The organism is Companilactobacillus farciminis KCTC 3681 = DSM 20184 (assembly GCF_002706745.1).
Taxonomy (GTDB): domain Bacteria; phylum Bacillota; class Bacilli; order Lactobacillales; family Lactobacillaceae; genus Companilactobacillus; species Companilactobacillus farciminis.
In genome coordinates, this window is the sequence record NZ_CP017702.1 from 2422818 (window position 1) to 2449676 (window position 26859).

At 33.7% G+C, this 26859-nt stretch carries 23 protein-coding genes; 1 reads left to right on the forward strand and 22 read right to left on the reverse strand.

Annotation, left to right across the window (positions count from 1 at the left end):
* Nucleotide 1: 1 nt before the first annotated feature.
* From LF20184_RS12010 to LF20184_RS12115, 21 genes are all read right to left on the reverse strand, one after another.
* Nucleotides 2-1090, reverse strand: a complete 1089-nt coding sequence (locus LF20184_RS12010) for a DUF871 domain-containing protein (protein WP_010018117.1) — start codon at nucleotides 1088-1090, stop codon at nucleotides 2-4.
* A gap of 272 nt (nucleotides 1091-1362) precedes the next feature.
* Nucleotides 1363-2640, reverse strand: coding sequence for a PTS sugar transporter subunit IIC (locus LF20184_RS12020; protein WP_010018115.1), 1278 nt, complete (start codon nucleotides 2638-2640; stop codon nucleotides 1363-1365).
* A 71-nt stretch (nucleotides 2641-2711) separates the two neighbouring features.
* A complete protein-coding gene (locus LF20184_RS12025; RefSeq protein ID WP_010018114.1) occupies nucleotides 2712-3407 on the reverse strand; it encodes a GntR family transcriptional regulator in 696 nt (231 codons plus the stop codon).
* A 155-nt stretch (nucleotides 3408-3562) separates the two neighbouring features.
* Nucleotides 3563-5629, reverse strand: coding sequence for a PRD domain-containing protein (locus LF20184_RS13010; protein WP_056945198.1), 2067 nt, complete (start codon nucleotides 5627-5629; stop codon nucleotides 3563-3565).
* 17 nt (nucleotides 5630-5646) lie between these two features.
* Nucleotides 5647-6204 carry a sigma 54-interacting transcriptional regulator gene (locus tag LF20184_RS13015; protein WP_029606420.1) on the reverse strand — a complete coding sequence of 186 codons (558 nt, stop codon included), beginning with the start codon at nucleotides 6202-6204 and terminating at the stop codon, nucleotides 5647-5649.
* An 85-nt stretch (nucleotides 6205-6289) separates the two neighbouring features.
* Nucleotides 6290-7261, reverse strand: coding sequence for an SIS domain-containing protein (locus LF20184_RS12040; RefSeq protein ID WP_010018112.1), 972 nt, complete (start codon nucleotides 7259-7261; stop codon nucleotides 6290-6292).
* A 105-nt stretch (nucleotides 7262-7366) separates the two neighbouring features.
* Entirely contained in the window at nucleotides 7367-8206 is an 840-nt protein-coding gene (locus tag LF20184_RS12045; protein WP_010018111.1) for a PTS system mannose/fructose/sorbose family transporter subunit IID, read from the reverse strand.
* Between the two features lie 16 nt (nucleotides 8207-8222).
* On the reverse strand, nucleotides 8223-8993 hold the full coding sequence (locus LF20184_RS12050) for a PTS mannose/fructose/sorbose/N-acetylgalactosamine transporter subunit IIC (RefSeq protein WP_010018110.1): 771 nt from the start codon (nucleotides 8991-8993) through the stop codon (nucleotides 8223-8225).
* Between the two features lie 16 nt (nucleotides 8994-9009).
* A complete protein-coding gene (locus LF20184_RS12055) occupies nucleotides 9010-9480 on the reverse strand; it encodes a PTS sugar transporter subunit IIB (protein ID WP_010018109.1) in 471 nt (156 codons plus the stop codon).
* Nucleotides 9464-9892, reverse strand: a complete 429-nt coding sequence (locus LF20184_RS12060; RefSeq protein ID WP_010018108.1) for a PTS sugar transporter subunit IIA — start codon at nucleotides 9890-9892, stop codon at nucleotides 9464-9466. The genes LF20184_RS12055 and LF20184_RS12060 overlap by 17 nt, the downstream gene beginning before the upstream one ends.
* A gap of 343 nt (nucleotides 9893-10235) precedes the next feature.
* Nucleotides 10236-11756 (reverse strand): alpha-glucosidase, encoded by a 1521-nt coding sequence (locus tag LF20184_RS12065; RefSeq protein ID WP_010018107.1) that lies wholly within the window; start codon nucleotides 11754-11756, stop codon nucleotides 10236-10238.
* Complete coding sequence (locus tag LF20184_RS12070) at nucleotides 11756-12583, reverse strand: PTS system mannose/fructose/sorbose family transporter subunit IID (protein ID WP_010018103.1); 828 nt, start codon at nucleotides 12581-12583, stop codon at nucleotides 11756-11758. Before LF20184_RS12070 ends, LF20184_RS12065 begins: the two co-directional genes overlap by 1 nt.
* Nucleotides 12584-12602: 19 nt before the next feature.
* Nucleotides 12603-13430, reverse strand: a complete 828-nt coding sequence (locus LF20184_RS12075; protein ID WP_010018102.1) for a PTS mannose/fructose/sorbose/N-acetylgalactosamine transporter subunit IIC — start codon at nucleotides 13428-13430, stop codon at nucleotides 12603-12605.
* Between the two features lie 28 nt (nucleotides 13431-13458).
* Nucleotides 13459-13950: a PTS sugar transporter subunit IIB gene (locus LF20184_RS12080; RefSeq protein WP_010018100.1), complete on the reverse strand. Its 492-nt coding sequence runs from the start codon at nucleotides 13948-13950 to the stop codon at nucleotides 13459-13461.
* Between the two features lie 13 nt (nucleotides 13951-13963).
* Entirely contained in the window at nucleotides 13964-14389 is a 426-nt protein-coding gene (locus LF20184_RS12085) for a PTS sugar transporter subunit IIA (RefSeq protein ID WP_010018098.1), read from the reverse strand.
* A 121-nt stretch (nucleotides 14390-14510) separates the two neighbouring features.
* Nucleotides 14511-17069 carry a sigma 54-interacting transcriptional regulator gene (locus tag LF20184_RS12090; RefSeq protein WP_056945197.1) on the reverse strand — a complete coding sequence of 853 codons (2559 nt, stop codon included), beginning with the start codon at nucleotides 17067-17069 and terminating at the stop codon, nucleotides 14511-14513.
* A 147-nt stretch (nucleotides 17070-17216) separates the two neighbouring features.
* Nucleotides 17217-18164, reverse strand: a complete 948-nt coding sequence (locus tag LF20184_RS12095) for an FAD:protein FMN transferase (protein ID WP_010018097.1) — start codon at nucleotides 18162-18164, stop codon at nucleotides 17217-17219.
* 45 nt (nucleotides 18165-18209) lie between these two features.
* Nucleotides 18210-19985 carry an FAD-dependent oxidoreductase gene (locus LF20184_RS12100; protein WP_010018096.1) on the reverse strand — a complete coding sequence of 592 codons (1776 nt, stop codon included), beginning with the start codon at nucleotides 19983-19985 and terminating at the stop codon, nucleotides 18210-18212.
* Between the two features lie 64 nt (nucleotides 19986-20049).
* Nucleotides 20050-21549 (reverse strand): glycerol kinase GlpK, encoded by a 1500-nt coding sequence (gene glpK / locus LF20184_RS12105; protein WP_010018095.1) that lies wholly within the window; start codon nucleotides 21547-21549, stop codon nucleotides 20050-20052.
* Nucleotides 21550-21682: 133 nt separating this feature from the next.
* Nucleotides 21683-22618, reverse strand: coding sequence for a nitronate monooxygenase (locus tag LF20184_RS12110; protein WP_010018094.1), 936 nt, complete (start codon nucleotides 22616-22618; stop codon nucleotides 21683-21685).
* Nucleotides 22619-23309: 691 nt separating this feature from the next.
* Nucleotides 23310-24089 carry an alpha/beta fold hydrolase gene (locus LF20184_RS12115; protein WP_010018092.1) on the reverse strand — a complete coding sequence of 260 codons (780 nt, stop codon included), beginning with the start codon at nucleotides 24087-24089 and terminating at the stop codon, nucleotides 23310-23312.
* 156 nt (nucleotides 24090-24245) lie between these two features.
* On the opposite strand from LF20184_RS12115, the gene LF20184_RS12120 reads away from it, so the two are divergent.
* Entirely contained in the window at nucleotides 24246-25160 is a 915-nt protein-coding gene (locus tag LF20184_RS12120) for a LysR family transcriptional regulator (protein WP_010018090.1), read from the forward strand.
* Between the two features lie 93 nt (nucleotides 25161-25253).
* Here LF20184_RS12120 and LF20184_RS12125 read toward each other — a convergent pair whose 3' ends face one another.
* The gene (locus LF20184_RS12125) at nucleotides 25254-26849 is read right to left on the reverse strand and encodes an acyl CoA:acetate/3-ketoacid CoA transferase (RefSeq protein ID WP_010018089.1); all 1596 of its coding nucleotides are present in this window, start codon (nucleotides 26847-26849) and stop codon (nucleotides 25254-25256) included.
* Between the last annotated feature and the right edge of the window lie 10 nt (nucleotides 26850-26859).

Genomic DNA, 26859 nt, shown 5'->3' on the forward strand with positions numbered 1-26859 from the left:
ATTACCTCCTGAACTTGAATTTATTCCAAGGTCCAACGTAATCTAGTAGGAATAATTCAGTTTGAGAAATTTGAGCAACTTTATTTTTACGTTCATCAGTGTGATCTTGGAGCACGACTTGTAATTCATTCTTGTATTTACCGAAGTTGTCATTGCCAATAACGATGTCGCCACGTTTGAAATCATGGGAGGATTGACTGACAGGGTTGTCGTTATGCTTGTACTTCTTTCTAACTTCAGTCGAACGAATTACCAAATCAGTGATATCACCTCGTCTGACGTGTTGATTATCTAGTAAAATCTCACGCTCAACTTGGTTGATATCTTCGGATAATTCTACGTTGAAAACTAATTGGTAACGATTGATCTCGCTGAGTTTTTTCAATTCATCTTCAGAAGCATAGGCGTTACCAATAATGACGCAATCGACCAAATTAGTTGCAAATAAGTGCTTAGCTTGGACTTCAATTGGCAAATCACGATGCATTTCCAAAGTTGGCAAACCATCATTAATATCCCAAGGACCGATATTACCAACTTGTGAAGTGATAAAAGCAGCCGTTTCGATACCATGATTTTTGAAACGCTTTGAAGCACTGATAAAGAAATCTAGTGGTAGACCAGTTCCTCGTTGAGGATAAAAATTGTGACAACCATAAATGAATGGCTGATTAGCTGAATAACTGAGAATATTGTCCAAATAAGCAACGTCGTTACTCATATTCAACTCAATATTCAAATTTTGAGGATTGTATGACAACAACGCTTCTTTTTGACCGTCGAATCCTTGATCCAGTCTGATTGCGTCGGCGCCCAATTCAGCAAAGAAATCCAAATCATCATATGAAATTCCTAGTTGATCAAAAATATTAGGAGCAATATCTAGGGTCGTAGAAAATCCCAAATCTTTAGCAAAACCAATCAAATCGCTGAATTTTTTGGCGACTTTTTCTTTGCCTTCAGAAACTTCCAACATACTCATAAAAATTCTCGTGAAACCATAACGATTAGCTTGAACCAAATAACGCTTGTCATCATCCAAATTGCTATGATCTGGATAAAGCGAGATACCTAAAGACCGTTTGGTCATATTTTCTTACCTCTTTCCATTTTCTTGAATTCTTTCAAGTAATACTCTGAAATATTGATGGATAAATAGATCGTACTTAAAATTACGAGAATTACTGCTGGTTTAAAGAAAAAACTGACAACTGCTGTCAAAAAAATTATCAAAAATGACATCAGGATCAATTTGCCTGCTTTTAATTGTTTGAGAAATTTAGGCACGAATCCTTTTTGAACCAAGATCTCGCAAGTAACAAAATAGATAAATAATAGTAGAAACACGATCATCTCATCACCCTATTCTTTTTCCAATTGTTGTTTTTCAAAGACTTTAAAGAATGGATAGTAAATTGCTAAATCAATCAAGAAGTTAACGAAAACTAAAATCATCGCTGGAATACTCCAGTTGGTGCTGACGAAAGCTCCTAAAGGACTAGGAACAGTAAATGGTAAACGAGCCATCATCATCGGCACTACTCCGGTTATCGTTAAGACATACGAGAGTGTCCCAGTCACCAAAGGTCCCAGAATGAATGGAATACCTAAGATAGGATTCATTACGATAGGTGCACCGAAGATAATTGGTTCATTGATATTGAAAAGTCCTGGTAAAAATGACAGTTTCCCTAAATCTTTTAGATAAGCTGACTTAGAAAACATGAACAAAACTACTAATGCCAACGTACCACCGGCACCACCGATCCAAAGGAACCATTGCAAGAATTGTTCAGTAAAAATTGTTGAAAGTTGATGAGCACTAGTTCCGTTTGTGAATTCACCCATGTTTTGAGCAATTGACATTTCCCAGAATGGTCTAGTAATCGGTGCTAAAATAGCTGCCCCGTGAATTCCCAAAGTCCAAAAACCAGTAATCAAGAAGATTGTTAGTAAACCACCGAAGAGACTGTTACCAACTAGAACCCCCTTCAATGGCATCAAAATTGTCGTTAAGAAAGTAGAGATATTGAAGCCCAAAACGTATCTCACGAACCAGAAAAATAGCAAGATAAATGCCGCTGGAAACAAAGCTACGAAAGAATTGGAAACTTCTGGTGGAACACCGTCCGGCATTTTGATAGTGATATTGCGTTCTTTGAAGAAGCGATAAATTTCAACTGTCAAAAGACCTGTCACGATCGATGCAAAAAGTGATGATGCTGATAGATTGGCAATGTTGATATAACGCCCAGCATCGATTACACCTTTGACATTATCGGTTACTTGAATTGGAGCTGCAGCAGAAATCAGAAAAGCTAAGACTGCTAAAATACCATTGGTCAATTTATCTAATTTGTAATATTCAGCCAATGATGAGGCAATTCCAAAAGTCGCATAAAGAGCTAAAATTCCGACTGTATATCGAAATGGAATATCCAAAATATCTTTGTACGGTTCCAACATTTTAGCGACTGCTTCGATCGGTATGTTGTTGATAATCGTGAAGAACGAACCAACAATCGTTAGTGGTAGCGTTGAAATGATACCCTTTCTGATTGCCATCATGTGTCGTTGTGCGCCCATTTTGTTCGCAACTGGCACGATTTTAACATTCAAAAAATTAATAAAGTTATCCATGTAGTACCCTCCTTTTTCGCAAATATAATAACATTATAATGTTATAATGTAAACGCTTAAATAAAGATTATTTAAATCTCATATTCAATTTTGTATGGCATTTTATTACTGTCATAAATAGATTCAGTATACTCAATTAATTTTCCTTTATTATCAAAGCCACGTCTAATACGCTTCAAGGCTAGGTTATCTTGCTTTTGAAGAATTTTTTTGTCAGTTTCATCTATGTTTACAGCACTGAATTCATCACTGAAACTATTGATTTCTTGTCCATTATCACGTAAAAATTTGTATAATGATTGATTCTTCAAGCTTTGTAGTTCATCTGCTACGTCAATGTTTGGTAAATAGTGATTAACGATGATAAAAGGTTTATTATCCAATAAATATAAACGTTTGATATAGACAATATTTTTGTTAGTTGATTCTGCTTTTACTGGTGTATCCTTAGTAGCCAAAACATTAGCTGTTAGAATCTGTTTCGTCAGATTGCCTGATTCATTGACGATTGAAGAATATGACTTAGCTTTAGATAGTTTGTTGAAGAGGTTGTTACTGATAACACGCGTTCCGATGCCGCTCTTCTTCTTCAAGTAACCTTCGGCAACTAATTTTTCGACCGCCTTTCGAATTGTGATCTTGCTGACGTCGTACTTTTGTTCCAATTCGTTTTCAGTTGGAATCAAACTGCCGACTTCGTAAGTGCCTGACAAGATGTTCTTCTTGATATCATCAGCCACTTTTTGGTATAAAATTTCAACGACCATTAATGTATTTCCCCCAGATGCTTAAGTTTATTTATATGTTTATTATAGTATTTCTTGTTGTAATAGAAGTTATCATTTATGTAAGCGGATGACAAGATTTAAATTTCTCATCCGTTTCTGCATATAAAAAAGCTAGCGTTTAAGCTAGCTCTTCATTAGTCATCTCCAAGTATAATATCAATAATTAAACGAATTTCCTCTGGATTGACTTCTATATTATATTGTTCTTCAATCGGTGCAAGAGATTGTTTTACAAACTTAAACATATCGCTATGCTTTTCTTTGAATTCATTTAAGTCAGGTTGTTCATCGACCTTTTGGCGTCTAATAAGTCTTTCTACCATACCTGATTCATGAATTATTAATAAAATTCTCTTATTGGTTTTAAATTTCGTTGATAATAATTTTTCCATCTTTGTAACAGTTGAATCAGTTATTTGAATCAAACTATTAGGGTCTAAAATTGTAACACTAGAAATCATTCGCTTGATTGTAAAGTTAACTACTAAGGAATCACGTAATTCTGAATAATCCATTGATTTTGTATCATTCAAGATATCAATTAGTTGGTCAATATGATCTCCGGACAATAATCCATCCAAAGATAAATAAGGTATCCCGCTTATACTTGGATTAGCTGTTCCCACAATAGCAATAACATCATACAACTCAAATGGTAGTTCGTTTCTCTTATTCCTAGATAACTTATTAAAATCATAAGGCAAGATTTCTATATCTACATCAAATTTCTTTAAACTATTCTTGATAATTTCTTGAATTTGAACCGCACTACCCATTCCCGAATGACAACATGTAATAATAGCCTTCTTTTGTTTTTTATGTGGCAATAAAATACGACTATTTATCTTATTATTTAGTTGCACATCATTTCTAATATCATTCATACCTTTATTTTGTAAAATCATGTTTCCAACATTTAAAACCAATGGGGTAGAAACATGATCAATCATTAAAATAGGAACATTTAATTTTTCATTGATACTACTACCTATTTGATTGAGAGAACCCATATCTATTAATAGAATAAGACCTTTATCAATATTTACCGTATTAATATAATCAACTAATTTTGTTTCAATATCTTTAGTCGTGGTATCTATCGGCATATCTATTGACTGGAAAATATTGTCCTTTAACATTCTATTTGCCACATTGGCTAAACTACTTGCCGTTGAATATCCGTGTGCAACAACGACTGCATGCAAGTCCTGTTTGGATACTTTATTTATATTTTTGGCGACGTACAAAGTAACCATTAGAATATCTTCTTGCAAAATATCACGTTCCATTTTACTGGATAATAGAGATAATATCCTTGTTGCAACTTGATATGACTTACTAAAATTACTCTTCAATTCACTAATGATCTGCGACTTATGTAAATTCCATATCTCATCCTCATCTAAAACTGATTGTAAATTTTTCGATCTTAACAAAGTAGCAATAGCAATAATTTGATTACCATCTTTGGGATAACCATAGCTTTCCTGCATAAAATCAAAAACTGATTTTATTTGATATACCAAAAATTCATATTCAGAATCATCTAAATTTTTATACTCCGTATTAAAAAGAATACTATCAAACAACATATCAACATTTTTGTTAATGTGATTTAAGAATTGCTGTTTATCAAATTCTTCATTGAAAAATTTCCATATAATATTGATCGTATTGACGTACAATTCTTTGATTATTCTGATAGTTTTATTTACATGATGTGGTAATACTCCACCCTCGAAATCATAAGTCACATATTCATTGGGTTCATTCTCAAATTTTTTATACTGAATTAAATTCTGATAATAATTTACCGGTATATTAGATAGATTTACTTTTATTTCAGGAGAATTTTCAAATTTGGCGTAGGAATTTCCGCTAGAATACTTAATTAAATTTTTTAACTTCCCAATATTTCCTTCCATATCTGCAGATGCCAACACATTGATTAATTGAGTAGATACACTTATCCTTCTTTTTAATACTTTACTTTCATTCATAAAGAAATAATCAATCAATTGTACCTTTTCATTTTGTGGTCTAGAACTAAAACTAGGAATATTAATAATAACAGGAATACGTCTTACAAATGTTGGTAAAAAAGTGGAATCCAATTTTTCAGTTGTAGCAAATATTAATCTTACTGAAGCCTTACGCTTGATACTATCATTTCCTATAGGTGAGTATTGCCCCGTATCCATGAAAGAAAATAATTTCTCTACAATAAACTAGACAATAATTCAGGATTATTAAAATACTGTGCACAATTTAAAGATTGAAACTTAGAATTTTTAGCTACTAGATTCTTTTGAACACAGTAGTCATAAATTTTATGTGCTAAAAAAGTCTTTCCTGAACCACTTGGACCCATTAGCATAATGGGCAATCCTTTCCCTGGATATAAAGTAGCTGTCTTTATTTCTTCGATTTGATTAACTAAACTACCGCCAGATCCAATAACTGCATTAAAAATATCACCGCTATCTGTTGAATGAATTCTTTCACTGTCCATCATCTTTTGTACAGTGTCGTAATTTAAAAATGGTTCTTTGAAATACTTTTTCAATATTCGTATTGAAATAAACTTTATTGGGTGAGTTTGAATTTTAGAAAACTCTCCTTTTTTATATCCCTCATTCAAATACCGGCTAACCGTACTCCTTGATAATTTCAATTTTTGTGCAATATTATTCGTCTCTAATAAATCAAAATCATGATTTTCTATGGCAGATTTTGAAATTTTATCGAGATATTTTTCAATTGTACTTACCGACATCGGTTCTCCTCCTCGCTTAAATAGATGCGCAAAAACGGGTTGACTTCATGCCAATCCGTTTTCACACTTATATTTTAACAAGTGATTAATATTCAAGTTTCCACATGTAACGACGCTTTGTTAGAGGGTGCTTTCTTGCGATTGCTAATTCTTCAGCATATACACGCATTACACCTGTTAAGAGCATTGGATTTAGATAATCAATGACATTTTCTGAAGCGATTGATGCCAAACCATAATCCTTAGCATCAATTGTTGTAACTTTTGCATCAAATCTTTGTAGGAATGTCAATGCTCTTGCATCCAAATGACGTGTAGGACCATCATTCATAAATAGAAGATATGGTACATTCTTTTCTGTCAATTCAAATGGGCCGTGGAAGTACTCACCTGAGTTCAATGTTGGTGCAGCAATCCATTGCATTTCCATGAATAAGAAACTAGCTGTTGAATATGCTACATCGTATGTTGCTCCACTTGATAGAACATAGATTAGTTTATCGTCTTTATATTGTTGAGCAAACTTCTTAGCATATGGTGCAACTGACTTAACTGATTCATTAATTAATCCATCAATCTTATCCAAGGCACTAATCATTTCATCATAATGAGCATATTTTTCACTAGCTTGAAGAATTTCAACAGCTAATAATAATACATTCTTCATCTTGGCTACTTTAGCAGCATAGCTTTCGTGGAATCCGTGAACAATAACAAACTCTGCAGCTTCTGTTAGTGGTGATCCTTCTGAATTTGTTACGGAGATTACATGTGCTCCACCTTTACTTGCAACTTTTGTTGCTTCAACAGATTCTGGTGTTGTTCCACCGAGAGAAGCAACGATTACAATAGTATTCTTACCTAATGCGGCTGGTGTATCATAGTTAAATTCATTAGCAGTTGATAGACTGACTCTTAACTTTTTAGCATTCTTTTCCAAGAAATATTTTGCTGGATATAAATCTGCCATTGAAGCTCCACAACCAACAAACATTACATTTTCAATATCTGATTCTTCCTTAAAAATCTTAGCTACAATTTCCTTTGGTGATAACATAATTAAAATTCCTCCTGATTGTTTTTACTTTGACTGTTTGATTTATAGAATCCCGACTATTTATTAGCTTGAATCAAACATAATTGCCTCCATGATTATTTTTTGTTAAGCCTTTAAAATTCCAAATACACTGGCAAGAATTCCACCAACAATACAAATTGCTAGAATCCAACCTGTTTTAACTTTCTTTTGAATCAACCAATACATGAACATTGTTAATGCAACTGGAATCATCTTTGGCATTACGGTATTAAGTGTTGATTGTAATTTAAATGTTGTTCCCATATGAAGCGGTGTAGTAAGGGGAATCATACTAGCGACCATCGAACCAATTACCATTAGACCAACAACACCGGCAATAAACATCACTCGATCCATTGCACCTTCTGAATTTAGTTTTGATAAGAACTGATTTCCGGCTGTATACCCCCATTTAGCGCCATACCAAGTTACTAACCAAGCAGGTACTAAACAAATTAGTAAAGCTAAAATTGGTCCTAAAATATTTCCTTTTTGCGCAAAATTAATACCTAATCCAAAAGCTAGAACTTTGACTGTTCCTTGAAAGAACGAATCACCAATTCCTGATAGAGGACCCATCAAACTGGATTTAACGGCACTTATAGACTCTGGATCAAAGTCGTCTGGATCCTTGGCTAGTTGCTCCTCCATTGAAGCCGATAAACCTAAAACAAAGGATGATGTCTGAGGAGTACAGTTATAGAAAGCCAAGTGTCTTTTATATGCCGCTTTCTTTTTATCGATATCTTTAGGATCCTTATAAATTCGATCTAACGTTGGTGCAATACCATAAAGAAATCCTAAGTTCATTTGACGTTCATAATTCCAAGAAGCTTGAATAGCCCATGAACGCCAGAAAAATTGCCAATACTTTTTATTATTTTGCTTTTTCAAAGCTACATCTTTAGTTTCTTCTTTTGACATTTACTTGACCTTCTTTCTACAAGGAATCTAATGAATCATCATCTGAAGATGATTTTTTATCTTTATAAATAATTTGATCTAATATGATAGCAATAAGAATAGCGAATAAAGCTACACCGGTAACACTTGTATTAGCGTATGCTGTGATTAAAAATCCGATAAAGAAATAAGGAGCCATCTTTTTTGAAAGCATTGTTGAAAGCAATAATGCAAATCCATATGCCGGCAAAACTGCACTGGCAACTGTTAAACCATTAGTTAACCAATCTGGTATTACCGCAACTACTTGCTTAACTAATCCAGTTCCGAAATAAATTGAAACAAAGATTGGAACAAAGTAACTAATAGCATATAAAGCGGAACCCCAGAAAATATGTAGGTTAGTTGCCGATTTGAACTTCCCTTGATCAATATACTTATTTGCTAAAACATTAAATGAAGACATACCCATTCTCAAAACGATTGCTAATAATTGACCTAGAACCGCAATAGGAATAGCAATTGTTAGTGCTGTTTGAGCCGTAGCGCCTGATAGAATAGCAAATGCTGCGGCAATAATTGAACCTAGTGCCATATCTGGTGGAGCAGCAGCACCGACGTTTACCAAACCAAGTGAAATAAGTTCCAAAGTTGCACCAACCATTAAACCTTTTGTAACGTCCCCCAAGGCTATTCCAACTAAAGTACTTGCAATTAGAGGTTGTTCTACATTCAATCTACCGAATAATCTGGAATCCCAAACAACAATAATTCCGATTATTCCTAATATTAGGGCCTTATAAAACATTGCTTTCACTTCCCTCTTATAATTTGTCGTTCAATGATTCTTTCTTTGTAGTAGGAATCTGTTGCATATAAAGTGTTATTCCCATATCACTCAATTCTTTTGAATTTTCGATATCTTTTTCTGTCAAAGCAATAGTATTACTGAACTTCTTTGAACCTTCTTTTTCAGGAATACCTCCGTAATTAATTTCCTTTAAATCTCCATATGCTTTGGCAAATGCTAACGTTGAATTTGTATTTCCAAAAATCAACATAACTTTTTCGGATAGCTTTTTAATCTTTGGAATATTTTTAATCGCTGTATCAACTGAAAAAATATTTAATTTAACTCCTGTTGGTTTTGAAAGACTCAATGACATTTTTTTAAATTCATCATTAGCTGCTGTATCATCAACAACAATTATTCTTTCGATACTCTCTGATTTAGTCCAAGAAAAAATTACTTGTCCGTGCAATAGACGGTGATCGATTCTACAAAATTTGATCATCTTCATTCATCCTCTTTTCTACTAATAAATTTTTTACATTGGCTAATGCCTTTTTACTCTCATTAATTATTTGGTTTAAATCTTCATCATTTATCTTTTCGGTAGTGGCTGCTTTTAATTGCAATTGCATAGCTAATGGCAAATTCATTCCTGTAACTAAACGAATATTTTTGTTATTTTCCAACAATTGCATCATTTCGTTATTTACGCTACCACCTAGCAAATCGGTCAAAACGATAAATTGTTCACTTTGATTATTCTCTACTAGATCCTTTACTTTCTGAATTTCAGCCGTACTTCCGTTTATATACGCGGCAAACGCAAGAACGTTCTTATCATCTCCTACAATCATATTTAAAGTATCTTTCATTCCCACCGCCATATTACTATGACTAATTAATACAATTTTCATAACATCACTTCCCGTTTATCCTGTACACTTTTATATAAGCAAGTACCGTGCCAATTTCTAGAAACGTTGATATATCAACAAAAAAATATCCATACACACACTTTGCACACATCATCACTTATTTTTTTGCACACTTTATAAATCCTAAATAAAAAACGATATTAATCTTTTGTTTGATTAATATCGCTTTTTCTTATTTATTTATTTGAAGAATCAACGCCTCGTATGGTCTCATAGAACCAAACTTAACTTCTTCGTAATTGCTAATAACGATTTTAGAATCCTTATACTTATTTAATGATTCCAACAGCCTAGAGTGACCTGATAAATTAGCTATAATTAACTACTTTTGATTTTTATATTGTCGTGTATAAGCGAAAATATCTTTATCATCTGGCATCAACAACTTTGCATCGCCAAATTCCAAAATATCATTAGTATGTCTCAATCTAATCAACTTTTGATAATATTTAAAAACAGACTTACTTGAAGATAAATCTTTATCCACATTAACAGATGGATAATTAGGATTTAACTTAAACCATGGTTTTCCACTAGTAAATCCTGCATTCAATTTATCATTCCATTGCATCGGAGTTCTTGCATTATCCCGACTAATTTTGCGGGCTGCTTTCAAAAAGTCTTTTGAACTAATAGTCTTTTCATTTTCCACCAATTTTTTGTAATTAGTAGTTAACTCAATATCTTCATAATCATCTAAGTTGAATTCAGGGTTAGTCATCCCTATTTCTTCTCCTTGATAAACAAAGGGTGTGCCTTTTAGTCCATGAAGTACTGTTGCAAATGCAGTTGCTGACTCATATCTATATTCTTTATCATTTCCCCATCTTGAAGGAGTTCTGGCTCGATCATGATTTTCAAAATATAAAGCATTCCATCCATGACCTTCTAAGTTTTTTTGCCAATCAAAAAGAATCCTTTTAAGCTCTACAATATTGGCCGGTTGGATGGCCCACCTACCGTTAACACTGCCTGGTTTTCTATCAACATGCATATGTTCAAACGTAAATACCATATTCAGCTCTTTACGGGTCGGATCAACTAAGCTTCTTGTATCTTTGCTCTTACTATCAGGTGCCTCACCAACGCTCATCATATGGAATGGCTCCAACACTTCTTGATTCATTTCATGGATAAATTCATGCATTCTAGGACCATTATTTTGATTGCCAACAACATATTTCAATCCATGGGGATTATCATTATTAGGAAAATCCTGATTCTTTGAAATAGAGGTAATAACGTCCATTCTCCATCCATCTACTCCATGAGCTTTCCAATATCTCATCACATCATAAATAGCCTGTCTGACCTTAGGATTTTCCCAATTTAAATCTGGTTGTTGTTTGCCGTAATAGTGTAAATAATACTGTTGGCGTTCTTCACAATAAGTCCAGGCAGATCCTCCAAAGTTAGATCCCCAATTATTTGGTTCACTACCGTCTTTTTGAGGATCCTTCCAAATATAAAAATCACTAAAATAATTATCCCTAGACTTTTGGCTCTCCTTGAACCATAGAGATTGATCAGAAGTATGATTAGCTACCAAATCCATGATGACTTTGATTCCATGATTATGAGCATCAGAAATTAACTTCTTCATATCGGTATTACTACCAAACATTGGATCTATTTTCCTATAATCTGCTATATCGTACCCATTATCAATTTGTGGTGATAAATATACTGGACTAATCCATAAGGCATCTATTCCTAATTTTTTTAAATAATCTAATTTCCTATCTATCCCATTTAAATCACCAACACCATCGCCATTAGTGTCCAAAAAACTTTTAGGATAGATTTGGTAAATAACAGCATTTTTCCACCATTCTTGTGTCACTAAACAACACCTACCATTGCTAGAACCACTGCAATAACAATTGTTCCAAGAATTAGCCAATTAATTGATACGTTCTTTTTCTTTAACAACCAGAAGCATAGTAACGTAATTCCTAATGGTAAAAGACCAACAAATATTTGATCCAACATTTGTTGAGATTTAAGAATGGTTTTTCCACCAACAACCATGTTCCATTTTAATTTGAAAATAACCATACTACTTGTCATGGCACCAACCATCATTAACCCAACAATACTTGCGGCTTTAGTTAAAATGTTGATTAGTCCTTTTTCATACAATTCTCCAATATAGTTAGAACCTAATGTATAACCTAATTGTCCACCATACCAACGAACTAGTTGGACAGGAATATTGAATAATAGTAGAAAAATTATTGGTGCTGCAATATTACCGCTTTTCGCTAAACTGATAGCAATACCTGCAGCAATAACTCTCAACACTCCCCAAAAGATTGAATCACCAATACCAGCTAATGGACCCATCAAACTGGTTTTAATAGCATTGATAGATTCCGCATTGAAATCATCATTTTCACTGTTTTGTTTTTCCATAGATGCTGTAACACCCATTACAAATGGTGACATGGCAAGATTGGTATTGAAATATGACATGTGTCTTACCATAGCATCCTTTTTATCTTGATCATTTTTATAAAAATGATTGATAAATGGTAGCATAGAATATTCAAATCCAGATGCACCCTGTTTAGCAGGAGTTACAGCTGAATACAAAGTAAATGACCGCCAATACATTTGTCTAATTAATTTTTTCTCTGTCTTAGTCAAATTCTTTGAAATTTTACTCATAATGTTATTCTCCTAATCATTAACTAAAGAAATCATCATTTTCTTGTTCTTCTTTGGTTTCCGTTGTATTTGTTTCTTGAGCAACTGCGGGTTTAGCAGTAACTTTTTGTCCAATATTGTGTAGTTGATAATCTCTTTGAGCAACTAAAATAGCGATAATCGTTCCCATAACTGCAACGGCGATTAATGGTAGTTTTAAGTATGCAACTAACAAGAATCCTAAGAAGTAAAATGTTGAAATATTCTTATCCCAAAGAATTTTCATTAGCATAGCCATACCAACTGCAGGAAGAACATTTCCGGCAACACTTAAACCATGAACGATAATATTAGGAATCATTTTTAATACTTTTTGTGTAGCTTCTGAACCAAACAACATAGCAAAAAATGGAATTAATGAATATAGGAACCATTGCAACGTCCATAATCCATAATGCAACCTGACAATACCTTTCTGATTGCCTTTAGCTGCCATACTGTCAAACTTACTTGCAAAAGGACCAACGACAGCAACATAAATTAAAGTTTTAATTTGTAATCCGATAATACCTAAAGGAATAGCAAGTGGTAGAGCAACACCCAAACCACCATGCATCATAATAGCGAAAGCAACAGCCAAAGCACTAGCCAAACCTGGTTCAGCAGCACTGGCACCACCAATATTAACAATACCCATAAAAATAGTTTCTAGAGATGCACCAATCATTAGACCGGTTTTAACATCTCCCAATAGTAATCCTACAAGTGGTCCAATAACGATTGGTCTTCCTAGCATGGAAAAGCCTAACAATTCTTGTCCACCGACAGTTAGAAAGACAACTAAAGCGACAGCGAATGCTTCATACATAATAATTTCTCCTCGTCTTCAATAATTTCTACAAATTCAATTTACTAATAAAGTCAGTAGCCTTTTCTTTTTTATCTGTTGGTAAATTTTGTAAGGCTGTATCTGGATATAATTTAACCAATTGCTTCAAAGATTCAATTTCTGGATCAGTTAGCATAACAAATTGTGTCAACGTTGTTTTTGGATCTGTTGAGGCCTTACCTACATTTCCTAAATTGACATATTCAATACCGGAAACTTTTTCTGCCACTGCTTCAGCGTCTGAAACTGTTCTTACTAAAACAAATAATTTCATTTTGCTTGCGCGTGGATCATTTAATAAATCGATGGCTCCAGCGACTGTTTTAACGATAACCTTAATTCCTGAAGGAACCGCCATCTTCAAAGCCATTTGTTGTGTTGGATTTGCAGCAGTATCGTCGTTAGCAACTACGATTCCGTCAATACTCATTTCTTTTGACCAAACCATTGCAATCTGACCATGTACTAATCTTTCGTCTACTCTCATAACTTTAATCATTTTTTATTTCCTCCTAATTAAAAAAGTCTTCATCATTATTTTTTATTTCTTTTTCTTCTACTGGGACTGTTCCCAAACTACTTCTACCAACTTGAATCAATTTTTTAACATATTCACCATTAACTTCTTCATTGGAAAGGATTGCCTCAATCACCACCGGTAAATTAAAGCCATAAATAATAAATACATTTGGATTCTCTTGAGCTTTAACGGTCATCTTTTGATTGACGCTTCCACCCATTAAATCAGTAAAAATAATCACCTTGTCATCGCTTTTAAACGAATTGAATAAATCATTTATTGTTTGATTCAAATCATCATTTTTCTTTGTATATGCTGAAATATAATCCACATTATTTTTATGACCAGCAAATAATTCAATTGTATTTTTCATGCCTTCTGCCATGCTTCCATGTGAGGCAACCACTATTCGTTTCATTTGAACTTCCTCCTCACTTTTATATAAGCAAGTTACGTGCCAACTTTATAAAAGGCTATTAAACCAACATTTTAAAAACAAAAAAAATAAGTGCTTAATATAAATTAAGCACTTAATACAATTAAATATAACTATGTAATAGTTGGTACATCAATGATATTTCATAATCACTAACTTTAAAATTATATTTCAACTCTATACCTTTGAAAATTGTTTTCGATACAGAATAAAATTCTCTTTCCTTATCACTTTCAAAAGCAACGCTCGAAGTATCTGGCTTTCGAGAATTAATCAACATCCGCTCTATCATAAGAGATAAATGCATATAAAGATTCAGTTTTGTTTTACCATCCAAAGAAATATCATAATACTCTTGGTATTTGCGCGTGATTAATTGGACTTCATCGATGACAACGTCTGGATTCAAGAATTGTAATCTATCTTTAATTCCTTCAATAGTAAAGAACTTCAACATTTTATCCATTAGATTAGCAATATTAGGCTTTTGCTCACCTGAACTTATCAATAGATCTTCAAAGCGATGATAACCTGACTCTTCCATAATGTCATAAATATTAATAATATCTATATTCAAATTAGTATCAATATCAGTTGTAGTTACTACAAATTTTGTTTTATTAAAGAATTTTTGTTCATGATTTTCTAGTGTTTGTTTTAAATCTTTGTAATCCATAGTAATAATCTTAAAAGTATTAGAAAGACTTTCTAACATCATACGGTTAATTTCCTCAGATAACCCAACACCAGACATACAAGATACAACAATATTTGTTGAATCAGAAAGTCCCTCATAATATTGAGTTCCTGAAGCATTGCCAAACTTATTTGCAGCTTTGGTAATTCCTTTAAATGAATCATTTCTTTGTATTCTAATACCAATATCCAATGCCGTTGCTGTCGTGACATTATTAATAACTAACAATTCACTATCTGAATATTTTTTAATTTCAGAAAACATCTGAGTCAGTGATCCCATATCAAATAACACAAAAATGCCCTTATGATCATGGTCCTTTTGATTTTGAATATAATTTTGAACGTATGAATTTATTTGATGAATTGAAACGTCTATCGGCATATCAAAGGCTTCAAAAATATAATTTCCACATAAATTATTTACTACGCTCTGAATACTAGTTGCTGTACTATCCCCATGGGCTAAAATGATGCCAGTGTACTTAATACTTTCTATCTCTTTCAATTTGCCATTAAATATTAATAGCAACCACATGATTGACATATTTATAAATTTTTCATCAGTATTGATTGTGCTTAAAAATTGCTTATAAATATACATCGTACGTGGATACAAACTTTCAAATCGACTAATCAATTCACTAGTATCGAATTCATAATCATCTATGAAATAATACAGAGATATCCCAAAGGCTATTTGATCAATTGTCGTATCGTCCAATTTTAATCCAATTCCATATTTCTTCTTTAAAGTATTTTTAAATCCAGCTTTCATTTTATAAGCGATGGAATTAATCAAACTTTCATCCTTTAAGGATTTAATGTTTTTCAAGAATTTCATCAACAATAATTTTTGACTTTGAATATCATTATCCGTATCAATTAATTTTAATAATGAATCATATACATCGCTTAACAAACCATATTCATGTTCCTCAATGGGCGAATAATTATTAACATCAAAATCCTTATCTACAATGACATAATTTTTATCTTTATCATCACCAATATGTATTTCTTTATCCTCAGGATGTTGTGTATACGCGGACGCACAGAGAAGCTTAACATCGTTTTCCATAGCCCCAACATTCCCAGGTTCACTATTTTTAGATACCTTTTCTATTATCTTATTGGATACCAAAAATTTTCGGTCTACTCGGATTGACTCATTTTTAAATGCATTAAATATCAAAGATAACCTTTCAGTCAAAGGTCGATCTTTAAATGATGGCAGTGAAACGTGTAATGGAACTCTTCTCATAAATGTTTTTAGTAAGAAATTATCTAATTTTTCTGTTGTGGCAAAAACAAATCTAACATTTACTTTATGGGGAACATCATTTTCACCTAGGGGATAAAACTTGCCAGAATCCAACAGTGAGAATAGCTTTTCTTGACTTTCTTTTGGCAATCTATGAATTTCATCTAAGAAGAAGTATCCATTATCCGCACGATCAATTAACCCTAAAGTATTTTCATTAGCACCGGTAAATGCATCTTTTTTATATCCAAATAATACTGAAGACAATAGTTCAGGATTATTCGCATAGTCTGCAGCATTCAAAGTTATAAACTTAGCATCTTCAGATATAGCACCTAATTTTTTTGCTTCATTATAAATATTTTTTGCCAAAAAACTCTTTCCAACGCCACTTGGACCCGTAATAATCAATGGAAATCCGTTGGGTGGATAAACAATCGATTCTTCACATTTCTTGACAACTTCTTTTAAACTTCCTGAATATCCTATCAAATTAGCAAACGGAGCATTATTTTGTGCTAACTTCCATAAAACAGGTCTTCCGGATTTTTTAGTTAACTTACCTTCCTTATACAATTGAGACAAATATATACTGATCACACTTCTACTAAGTTCAGCTTTTTTAGCTATTTCCATAGTATCTGTCCATTCATCCGCATAATTATCTTTAATAATTTTATATACTTTATCAACCGCTTTCAAAATTATCCAACCTTTTTAAACACTTTGTTATATCTTAAACACTATTATAAGAGTAATTATAATTTCTTTCAAAAACAATTTAAACAGTAACAATTATTCTACAAAAAAAATACCATTCATGCTTTCCACACATGAATGGTAAAATTTCTATTTCATCTTAAATGACGAATCTGTAAGCGTAAATCTGTCTTTTAAATTATCCGTTATCCGGACTGTTCTATCTTTATAAACAAAAATTAACCCAATTGAATCATCGTGCAATAATCTCAGTGTTCCTTCATAATCATTATAAAATCCAAGACTTGACCAAATCTCTCCATCGATTGATCTTGGACTAACTACCGTGACCCCCAACAAATCTGTTTTCACTGGATAGCCCGTCTTTGGATCCATAATGTGGTGATAGCTATGTCCGTTTTTATTTAAGAATCTTTCATAAATTCCAGAAGTAACGATTGAATTACTATGTATTTTCAACATCCCTAAATAATCGCTTCGAAAATCGAATGGTGACTGAACCCCAACTTTCCAGAGACCACTACTATGAAGACTTTCTCCTACTAATAAGACATTACCACCTAAATCTATAATTCCTTGATTAACACCTTCACCGGCCCAGAGCCGCTTAATTGCATCAGCAATATATCCTTTGGCTATGCCACCTAAATCTAGCTCCATGCCTTCATCCAAAAGAAAAACTGATTTCTCTTTATCGTTCAGCATTATTCTTCTTGGATTAGTTAATCTGAGAGTATGAGAAATTTCATGATCACTAGGAACCTCAGCGTCTGAAAAACCAATATGCCACAATTTTACTAAAGGCCCAATAGCTGCGTTAAAGCCATGATTTTCTTGACTCACTTCAACTGCTTCTTTCACTAAATCGTAACTTATTTCCGAAACTGACACTGCATGGCTACCAGCGGCATGATTTATAGACATAATTTCCGATTCAGTTCGATTAACAGTTAAAACATCTTCACAATATTGAATCAATTCATAAGCTTTATCAAGAGCTGGTACTTGCCCTTCTTGAAAAACCGTTAAATTTATCTCTGTACCTAATGCATGATAGGTCTTTGTATAATTTGACATGATGAGTCTCCTAGCAATAAGAATTTCTTATTTTAAAACAATCTATTATGCTTTTACTGCAGCTGCATCTTTCAAGTCGTCCAATTCAGCTTCATCGATCATAGCATCTGTCTTTTCTGTATAATCTTTAATTTGATCATCAGTCCAGTTGTAATACTTAGCCATTTCATTGATAACGCCAGTCTTAATATTTCTAATTTCATCGTGGTTGAACAACAAGTTGTTTGTACGACGGAATAAGTAATCTTCTGGAGTTAGAGTCATTTCATTTTCCATTGAATAGCGTAAACTCAATGTTTCTGCCAAACTCAATCCTGGAATAGCTTTTGTATTCTTAGCATTTGCAATGATTTCTTCTGTATTGGAACCGAATAAGTTAGCCAGCTTTTCTGCTCCCACTGGGTCTAATCCTGCATCTACAGCTTCTTTAGCATAGTTTTCAAGTGCTTCTTCAGCGTGATCTGAGTCAAAGTCACCACCAGAAACCTTGATATTAGCTGAATCAACTGGTTTGTAATCACGAGCATATTGTGTATTCATGATTTCAATAATCATCTTCATAGCACCGTCTGCCATCTTACGATAGTCAGTTAACTTACCACCAGCTAATGTGATCAATCCGTCATCAGCTTGTTTCAAAGAGCTTCCTCTTGAAACTTGTGATGCTGTTAATTTATGACTACCCGAGTCACTAGCACCAGAAACTGCATCTGGTTTTTCTTCTTCTTTTTCAGCAGCTGGAGCAGGTTCTTCAGCAACAAGTGGTCGTACACCAGCCCAACTTGATTCGATATCATCAAGAGTAATGTGAGCTTCTGGATATTTCTTATTAATAATATTCAATAAGTAGTTTACATCGCCTTGTTCAACCTTAGGATGAGTTAAATCACCCTTAAAGTCTGTATCAGTAGTACCAAAGTAGGTCTTTCCGTCTCTTGGAATTGTAAAGATCATACGACCATCATTAGTACCTGAACCGAAGTATGTTGGCTTTGGAACATTCAATCTTGATTGGTCTACAACCAAGTGAACACCTTTTGTAGGACGCATTTGTGTCTTACTCTTATCATGTTTGTCATCAAGGTCTTTAACAAAGTCTGACCATGGACCTGAAGCATTAAGAACAATCTTAGCTTTGACATCAAATTCTTCTCCACTAATCATATCCTTAACCGTTACACCACAAGCGTTACCAAATTGATTATGGATAACTTTAACCGCTTTCACACGGCTGAGCATTAATCCACCCAAGTCATGAGCTTTCTTGATGTTTTCAATAACTAAACGTGAATCGTTGTTTAAGTAATCTAGGTAGATTCCACCACCAGCAAGATTTTCTGCATTTAGTTGTGGTTCTAACTTCAATACTTCATCTTTATTCAAAGTATAGTTGGCATACTTTTTAAGATGTTCTGATTCGTTAATACCTGCCAAATGGTCGTAAAGATCCATGGCAACTTTTACAGAAAACATTGAGAATGTAGTACCTGGTTCGTCATAAATTGGTAGCAACATTGGATCTGGTCTAGTTACGTGTGGTGCAACGTGTTGAATAACTGCACGTTCTTGGACCGTATCAGAAACAACCTCAACATCAAAATTCTTAAGGTATCTAATACCACCATGAACTAGTCGCGTTGATCTTGATGAAGTACCAGCTCCAAAGTCTTGCATATCAATCAAAGCTGTTCTCATACCAGCAGCACTAGCTTGTAGAGCAACACCTGCTCCGGTAATACCACCACCAATGATTAGTAAATCAAGTCTTCTAGTTTTTAATTTTTTTAAATCTTCTGCTCTACTTTTAATTGAAAATGTCATAGTTCGTCCCTCGTTACTACGCAATCGATAATCAATTTGATTATTTGATTATTCGTAATGCATTTTAATTTTTAAAACTTTGTGCTGATTTAATAGCACTTTGCCAACCTGTATACAAATGCTCTCTATCATCTGCACCCATTTGTGGCTTAAAGATCTTACCTGTTGCATGAATACTCTTAAGATCATCCACGCTCTTCCAATATCCAACACTTAATCCAGCTAAGAATGCTGCACCAAGAGCCGTTGTTTCAAGGTTGGCTGAACGATCAATTTCAGTATTAAGAATGTCTGCTTGGAATTGCATTAAGTAATCGTTATTAGCTGCACCACCGTCAACCTTCAACTTAGCAATATCGATACCAGAATCTAATTTCATTGTGTCAATAACATCACGACTTTGATATGCCAATGATTGAAGTGTTGCTTTGATGAAGTCTTCACGAGTTGTACCACGTGTCAATCCAAATACAGAACCTCTTACATCTGAGTCCCAATATGGTGCACCTAAACCTGTAAAGGCAGGAACCACATAAACTTCATTTTCGTTATTTGATTTTTCAGCTGCTGCTTGTGATTCGGAAGCATGTTCGAACAATCTCATTCCGTCACGCAACCATTGAATAGCTGATCCGGCTACATAAATACTTCCTTCTAGTGCGTAGTGCATTTTTCCATCGATACAATAGCCAATTGTTGTCAACAAATTGTTAGCTGATAATTTTGGAGTATCACCGGTGTTCATAACAACGAATGCCCCTGTACCGTATGTGTTCTTAACCATTCCTGGTTCAAATGCTAATTGACCAAATAATGATGCTTGTTGGTCACCAGCCATACCAGAAATTGGAACTTCACTACCATAGAAGTGATAATTTGCTGTATGTCCATATACTTCAGAATTAGACTTAACTTCAGGAAGCATCTTCTTAGGAATATTCAACATCTTTAAAATGTCATCATCCCAGTCAAGATCATGGATATTGAACAACATTGTACGACTAGCATTTGAATAGTCTGTTACGTGTTGTTTACCACCTGTAAGTTTCCAGACCAACCATGTATCGATTGTTCCAAATAACAAATCACCTTTTTCAGCTTTTTCCTGTGCTCCAGGAACTTTATCCAAGATCCAACGAATCTTAGTTGCTGAGAAGTAAGCATCAATGATAAGACCTGTTTTTTCATGAATTTGATCTTTATATCCTTTTTCAATCAACTGATTAGCAATATTAGAACTTTGACGTGATTGCCATACAACAGCGTTGTAAATTGGTAATCCTGTATTCTTATCCCAAATTATTGTTGTTTCACGTTGATTAGTAATACCGATACCACTTATTTGACTTGGTTTAATACCAGATTCAATAAATGCATCAGCGATAGTTGATAGTACACAGTTCCAAATCTCATTGGCATCATGTTCTACCCAACCCGGTTCAGGAAAATATTGAGTAAATTCCTTTTGTGAATCAATAACCTTGTTTCCCTCATGGTCAAAAATTACTGCCCTTGTACTTGTTGTACCTTCGTCGATAGATAATATATATTTTTTTTCTGTCATTTTAACCTCTCCATATATGGATTTATGAAAGAGGTGTGACTATCTTAGTAGTCCCACAATTGCTGCTATCTCTAACAACAAATACTAAGTTAATTTTTATTAACTCCTAACATAAATCTAAATCTAGTTTTTATTAAACTAATTCAATTTTCTTGTTAAGAACGTCTTGTGCTTCATCCATTAATTTCTTAACGATTTCTCCAGCTGGCAATGATTCTTTAATCAAACCTGAAACTTGTCCACTGAATACCAATCCGTCTGTAACATCATCTTTTTGAACAGCGTTTCTCAAACCTTCGTTCATAACTGAATTAAATTCATCACGTGATACTTGATCTAATTCAAGTTCTGTTAATTTATTAGCAATGTTGTTCTTGATAATACGTGAAGCATCTTTGATTGTTGCACCGGCAACAACTGTTGAAGTATCAGTAGCATCAATAACTAATTGTCTCCAGTTGTCTCCAACAGGACTTTCCTTAGAGATTGAGAAGATTGTTCCACATTGAACACCTTGAGCACCAGCGACGAAGGCATTTACAACACCACGTCCGTCACCAATACCACCAGCAGCGATAAGTGGAATTGATACTGCATCAGCAATTTGTGGCCATAGAGTTTGTGAAGTTAACACACCAATGTGACCTCCACCTTCCATACCTTCGGCGATAACAGCATCAGCACCCATTTCTTCCATCTTCTTAGCGATTTTAACGTTAGGAATAACAGGACATACCTTAATGCCAGCAGCCTTCAAATCTTTCATGTATGGCTTTGGTGTACCAGCACCAGTTGTGACTACCTTAACGCCTTCATCGATAACGACTTTAACAACTTCTGGTGTATTAGGATCCATCAACATCAAGTTAACGGCGAATGTGTTATTAGTTAATTTCTTAGCTTTTTGAATTTCTGCTCTAACTTGATCTGCAGTTTTACCACCAGCAGCGATAATACCAAGGCCCCCACCATTAGATACAGCGGCTGCTAATTCGGCTGTAGCAACTTCTTGCATAGCTCCTTGAACAACTGGGTACTTAATTCCTAATAATTCACATACTTTATTCATTTCTATATCCTCCAATAGTTAATTAATTGATAACCAAATCCATAAATGAAATTCATAAGGTAGAAATCAATTTTCATTTACCTAGGCTAAATATTGAAAATTGATTACGATTTACAATTATTATATTTTTGTAATCGTTTCCTTTTGAAAAACATTTCTCTATCTCTCGAGCGCTCCTACAATTTATAATACAATCGATCGTTTTAATTGCAAATTGCATTCACATTTTTACTAATTATTACAAATAATCAAAACGCCGGTATTATGGCATTTCTCTTTTTATTTTTTGTAAGCGTTTACTAATCCAATTATGAATATATTTTGCTCTATACCAGCCTTTAGCTTGATATATAAGCGTTTTTCGTACATATAACATAAATTCATATATTCTATGATAAAGAGTAAATGATTTTTTTGTTAAATCTATCTATATAAGAGTTTTATCCACCAAATATCACATACTACTAATTTTATTACGTTTTATTGATTTATAAGCAATAACAAGTAGTTATTGAACCTATATTGGTAATTCATCAATACTTGGTGATCATCACATAATCCCTTTATACTTTTTAGTCTTTGTTAATATTTTTCTACTATATATTAGTCTAAATATTGAACCTCAAAAATGAACGGAAAATTTGTATACTTAAATATAGATAGTTTTTTTATTTTGAACTATTTTCATGAATCAGTCTTTAAGAAAATCCATCATAATATTATTGAATAATTCCTGTTGCTCAGACATAATTATGTGCCCAGAGTCTGGTACGATGACTGCCTTACCTTTCTTACACAATTTTGCTGAGGCAGTGGCATGATCAGGTGACCAAAATGGACTCTCTTTTCCTGACATAAACAATACTGGAACATTTAATTGACTAATTACATCCCGCCAATCTTGAAAAGCATGATCAAATAGAAGTAGTTTGTTCAAAGCATAATCAAACTTTTTACCGTCTTGGACAGATTTAACTAGCTTATATGTTGCGTCATCTATATTTCTAAAGGTAGTGTGAACGTGATACATCTGCTCAGCTTCCTCAGGAAAATTATTCCAATTTAAATCCAATAATCCATAAGGCCATGTTTCATCCGATATCATTTTGGGTGACTGATCTACACTGATAATCTTATTGATCTTAGAATCACCATATAAAGAACAGTAAGCCCATATTGCTGCAGCTCCCATGGAATTACCCATCACATTAATTCTTTCAATTTTTAAATATTCCAAAAGCTCAGCAATATCCTTACCCTGTCGGCTCATTCTCAGACCTTTTGTGGTTGTCTCCGATCTACCATGATTTCTTCTATCTAGATTTATTACTCGATAATGTTGACTCAAAAGTTCTACCTGAGAACGCCAAATTTCTTTATAACCAGCATATCCGGTCATTATTAGAATCGGCTCACCTTGCCCAACATCATCGTATTCAAGTCGTACACCATCGCTTGTTATGAATTCCACAGTATTATCCTCATACTTTCTTTTAGATTGTTATTTCATGATTTTCTCAAATTAAATGAAACTATTCTCATAATTTTTAGTTATGAGATATTTTTTGTTGTTATAATTGAAAACGAATACATTGACAAATTTAATTTTGCCTAAGGGGGAAACAAAATGGACATTCATCAAATCCAATATCTTATTACAATCGTTGATAACGACTTTAATCTAACCAAAAGTGCGAGAGTATTAAATGTGTCACAACCAGCACTTAGTAAATTAATCGGTGAACTGGAAAATGTGGAGCAAATCCAAATTTTTACCCGTGGAAAAGGTAGAATCACTGGATTGACACCAACTGGTGAAGATTTAATTAAGCATGGTCGAACAATTAGTAAAGATTACGATGATTTGATTAAAAGTCTTCATGAAAAGTCTGATCTAAAGAGAGGTACCGTAAGAGTCGGTATTGCTCCAGTTATTATTTCAACAGTATTCAATCATTCTATTCCTAAATTTATTCAAGAGAATCCCGAAATAGATTTACAAATTGTCGAAAAGGGAGCTTATGAACTGCAGAAAAAACTCTTATTACAAGAAATTGATCTAGCAGTCTTAGTATCTCCTGCAACCTACCCTTCAATTCAAGAAAAAATGATTTATGACGATTCTGTGGCTGTTTGGTTTAATAAGAACCATCGTTTCAATAACTTTGACGGTCCTATCCCATTTGAAGAAGTAGCCAAAGAAAAAATCGTTACTTTAGACGACAGCTTCATGGTCACATATCAGACAAATCAAAAATTTGCCCGAAAAGACTTACATCCAAACTACTTCTTCAAAACAGCCTCTTGGGATCTTATTCTCAACATTTGTCAAGAAATGGATGATGCCGTCGGTATTATCGCTGCACCGATAGGTGAAAATTATTCTGGAACCAAAATTGAACATCGTGACTTCAGTCCTAAATTTCCTTGGGGCATCAGTATATGTAGCTTGAAAGATATCTATCAAGATACAGTTGTTAAATACACCCAAGATTGGTTCGTAAATTATTTCAAAAAAGAACATGAAAAGCATCAACGATAATAAAAAATGTCTAAATCACATAAGTGAATTAGACATTTTTTTATTAGGTATAAATTTTTTTGATCGTTTTTGCTCTAAATTTTCAGCCTAATTTTATGCGTGTAATGCTACTTTTTCACCTGGGTGATTTTCAACATTACCCATTAATGGTTCCTCAAAAATACGTGAGTCCATGTAACGTAGATCATCACTAATTTGTGGTTTGAAGTCCATATGATCCAGAACATCTTTTTGCAAATCAATTCCTGGTGCGATTTCAATCAATTCAATTCCACCATCAACTAATTTAAAGACAGCACGTTCTGTAATATAGTAAATATTTTGCTTATTTTCATATGAAACAGGACCTGAGAACGTTATTTGTTCAACGTTGTTAACTAGTTTATTAACTTTACCTTCTTTAAGAATGTGTAACTCACCATCTTTGACTTCTTCTCTAAGTCCACCAGCAGTGAATGTACCAGTAAATACAACGGTTGGTGTATTTTGAGTAATATTAACAAAACCACCAGTACCAGCAATCTTAGGACCAAATTTAGAAACATTGATATTTCCAAGTTTATCCAATTCAGCTAAACCTAAGAATGTAATATCAATACCACCACCATCATAGAAATCGAACATATATGGTTGGTCAATTGTTGACTCTGGAGAAATGGCACAACCAAAGTCACCACCACCCATAGGAACACCACCAAATGTTCCGGGTTCAACGGTTGTAGTAATGTTTTCTGCTGCTCCTTCTTCTTTCAAAATCAAAGAAACAGTTTCTGGATATTTACCAATACCATAGTTAACAATATTATCATTGTCATTCTTATACATAGCAGCACGTCTAGCAATAACCTTCTTAGCATCCAAAGGTACATTGATAGCACCAGCTTCTTTAATAACAGCTTGATTTACATAATCAGGATTAAATTGTGTATCTGTACTTTGCTTTGTCATTTCAATATTTGAAGTTTCAACAACGTAATCAACTAATAGTCCAGGAATTCTAATATCCTTAGGCTTCATTGATCCTTTCTTCAAAACTCTCTTAACTTGAACAAAGACTTTTCCCCCATTATTGTGAGCAGCCATAGCGATAGATGTTGATTCCAAAGTTAATGGTTCATCATCAAACGTGATATTACCATCTTCATCAGCATAAGTACCACGTAAAATAGCAACGTTTGGCTTTGGTACTTCATATGCTAAGTAATCTTCACCATGAATCTTCATTTTAGAAACTAAATCGTCCTTTTTGGCGGCTTCATTTAGTTTTCCACCTTCAAAATCTGGATCGACGAATGTACCAAGTCCAACTCGACTAATTTGAATTGGCTTATGTGCGGCAGAATCACGGAATATTTGTGACATAACACCTTGTGGGAAGTTATAAGCTTCAAAATCGTTTTCAGCAACTAAAGGTTCTAGTTGTGGAGCTAAAGCCCAGTGTCCACCAACTAATCTTCTTAACAATCCTTTGGCAGCAAAGTTATTAGTACCTTTATCTTTACCATCACCAATACCAGAAGCATGCCATACTTCTAGATCTTTTGGATGACCTTCCGTATCAAATCTTTTACGAATATTCTCTAGGATCTCTTCAGCAACATCTGAACCCAAAAATCCTTCCAAAGCAATAGTTGCATTATCAGGAATTAGCTCAGCAGCCTTTTCACTGTTAATAAATTGTACAGTCATTAAAAAACAC

Coding starts and splice junctions, on each gene's coding strand:
- LF20184_RS12010 (WP_010018117.1), bottom strand. CDS start 1,090: ATGACCAAACGGTCTTTAGGTATCTCGCTTTATCCAGATCATAGCAAT.
- LF20184_RS12020 (WP_010018115.1), bottom strand. CDS start 2,640: ATGGATAACTTTATTAATTTTTTGAATGTTAAAATCGTGCCAGTTGCG.
- LF20184_RS12025 (WP_010018114.1), bottom strand. CDS start 3,407: ATGGTCGTTGAAATTTTATACCAAAAAGTGGCTGATGATATCAAGAAG.
- LF20184_RS13010 (WP_056945198.1), bottom strand. CDS start 5,629: ATGGATACGGGGCAATACTCACCTATAGGAAATGATAGTATCAAGCGT.
- LF20184_RS13015 (WP_029606420.1), bottom strand. CDS start 6,204: ATGTCGGTAAGTACAATTGAAAAATATCTCGATAAAATTTCAAAATCT.
- LF20184_RS12040 (WP_010018112.1), bottom strand. CDS start 7,261: ATGTTATCACCAAAGGAAATTGTAGCTAAGATTTTTAAGGAAGAATCA.
- LF20184_RS12045 (WP_010018111.1), bottom strand. CDS start 8,206: ATGTCAAAAGAAGAAACTAAAGATGTAGCTTTGAAAAAGCAAAATAAT.
- LF20184_RS12050 (WP_010018110.1), bottom strand. CDS start 8,993: ATGTTTTATAAGGCCCTAATATTAGGAATAATCGGAATTATTGTTGTT.
- LF20184_RS12055 (WP_010018109.1), bottom strand. CDS start 9,480: ATGATCAAATTTTGTAGAATCGATCACCGTCTATTGCACGGACAAGTA.
- LF20184_RS12060 (WP_010018108.1), bottom strand. CDS start 9,892: ATGAAAATTGTATTAATTAGTCATAGTAATATGGCGGTGGGAATGAAA.
- LF20184_RS12070 (WP_010018103.1), bottom strand. CDS start 12,583: ATGAGTAAAATTTCAAAGAATTTGACTAAGACAGAGAAAAAATTAATT.
- LF20184_RS12075 (WP_010018102.1), bottom strand. CDS start 13,430: ATGTATGAAGCATTCGCTGTCGCTTTAGTTGTCTTTCTAACTGTCGGT.
- LF20184_RS12080 (WP_010018100.1), bottom strand. CDS start 13,950: ATGATTAAAGTTATGAGAGTAGACGAAAGATTAGTACATGGTCAGATT.
- LF20184_RS12085 (WP_010018098.1), bottom strand. CDS start 14,389: ATGAAACGAATAGTGGTTGCCTCACATGGAAGCATGGCAGAAGGCATG.
- LF20184_RS12095 (WP_010018097.1), bottom strand. CDS start 18,164: ATGTCAAATTATACAAAGACCTATCATGCATTAGGTACAGAGATAAAT.
- LF20184_RS12100 (WP_010018096.1), bottom strand. CDS start 19,985: ATGACATTTTCAATTAAAAGTAGAGCAGAAGATTTAAAAAAATTAAAA.
- glpK (WP_010018095.1), bottom strand. CDS start 21,549: ATGACAGAAAAAAAATATATATTATCTATCGACGAAGGTACAACAAGT.
- LF20184_RS12110 (WP_010018094.1), bottom strand. CDS start 22,618: ATGAATAAAGTATGTGAATTATTAGGAATTAAGTACCCAGTTGTTCAA.
- LF20184_RS12120 (WP_010018090.1), top strand. CDS start 24,246: ATGGACATTCATCAAATCCAATATCTTATTACAATCGTTGATAACGAC.
- LF20184_RS12125 (WP_010018089.1), bottom strand. CDS start 26,849: ATGACTGTACAATTTATTAACAGTGAAAAGGCTGCTGAGCTAATTCCT.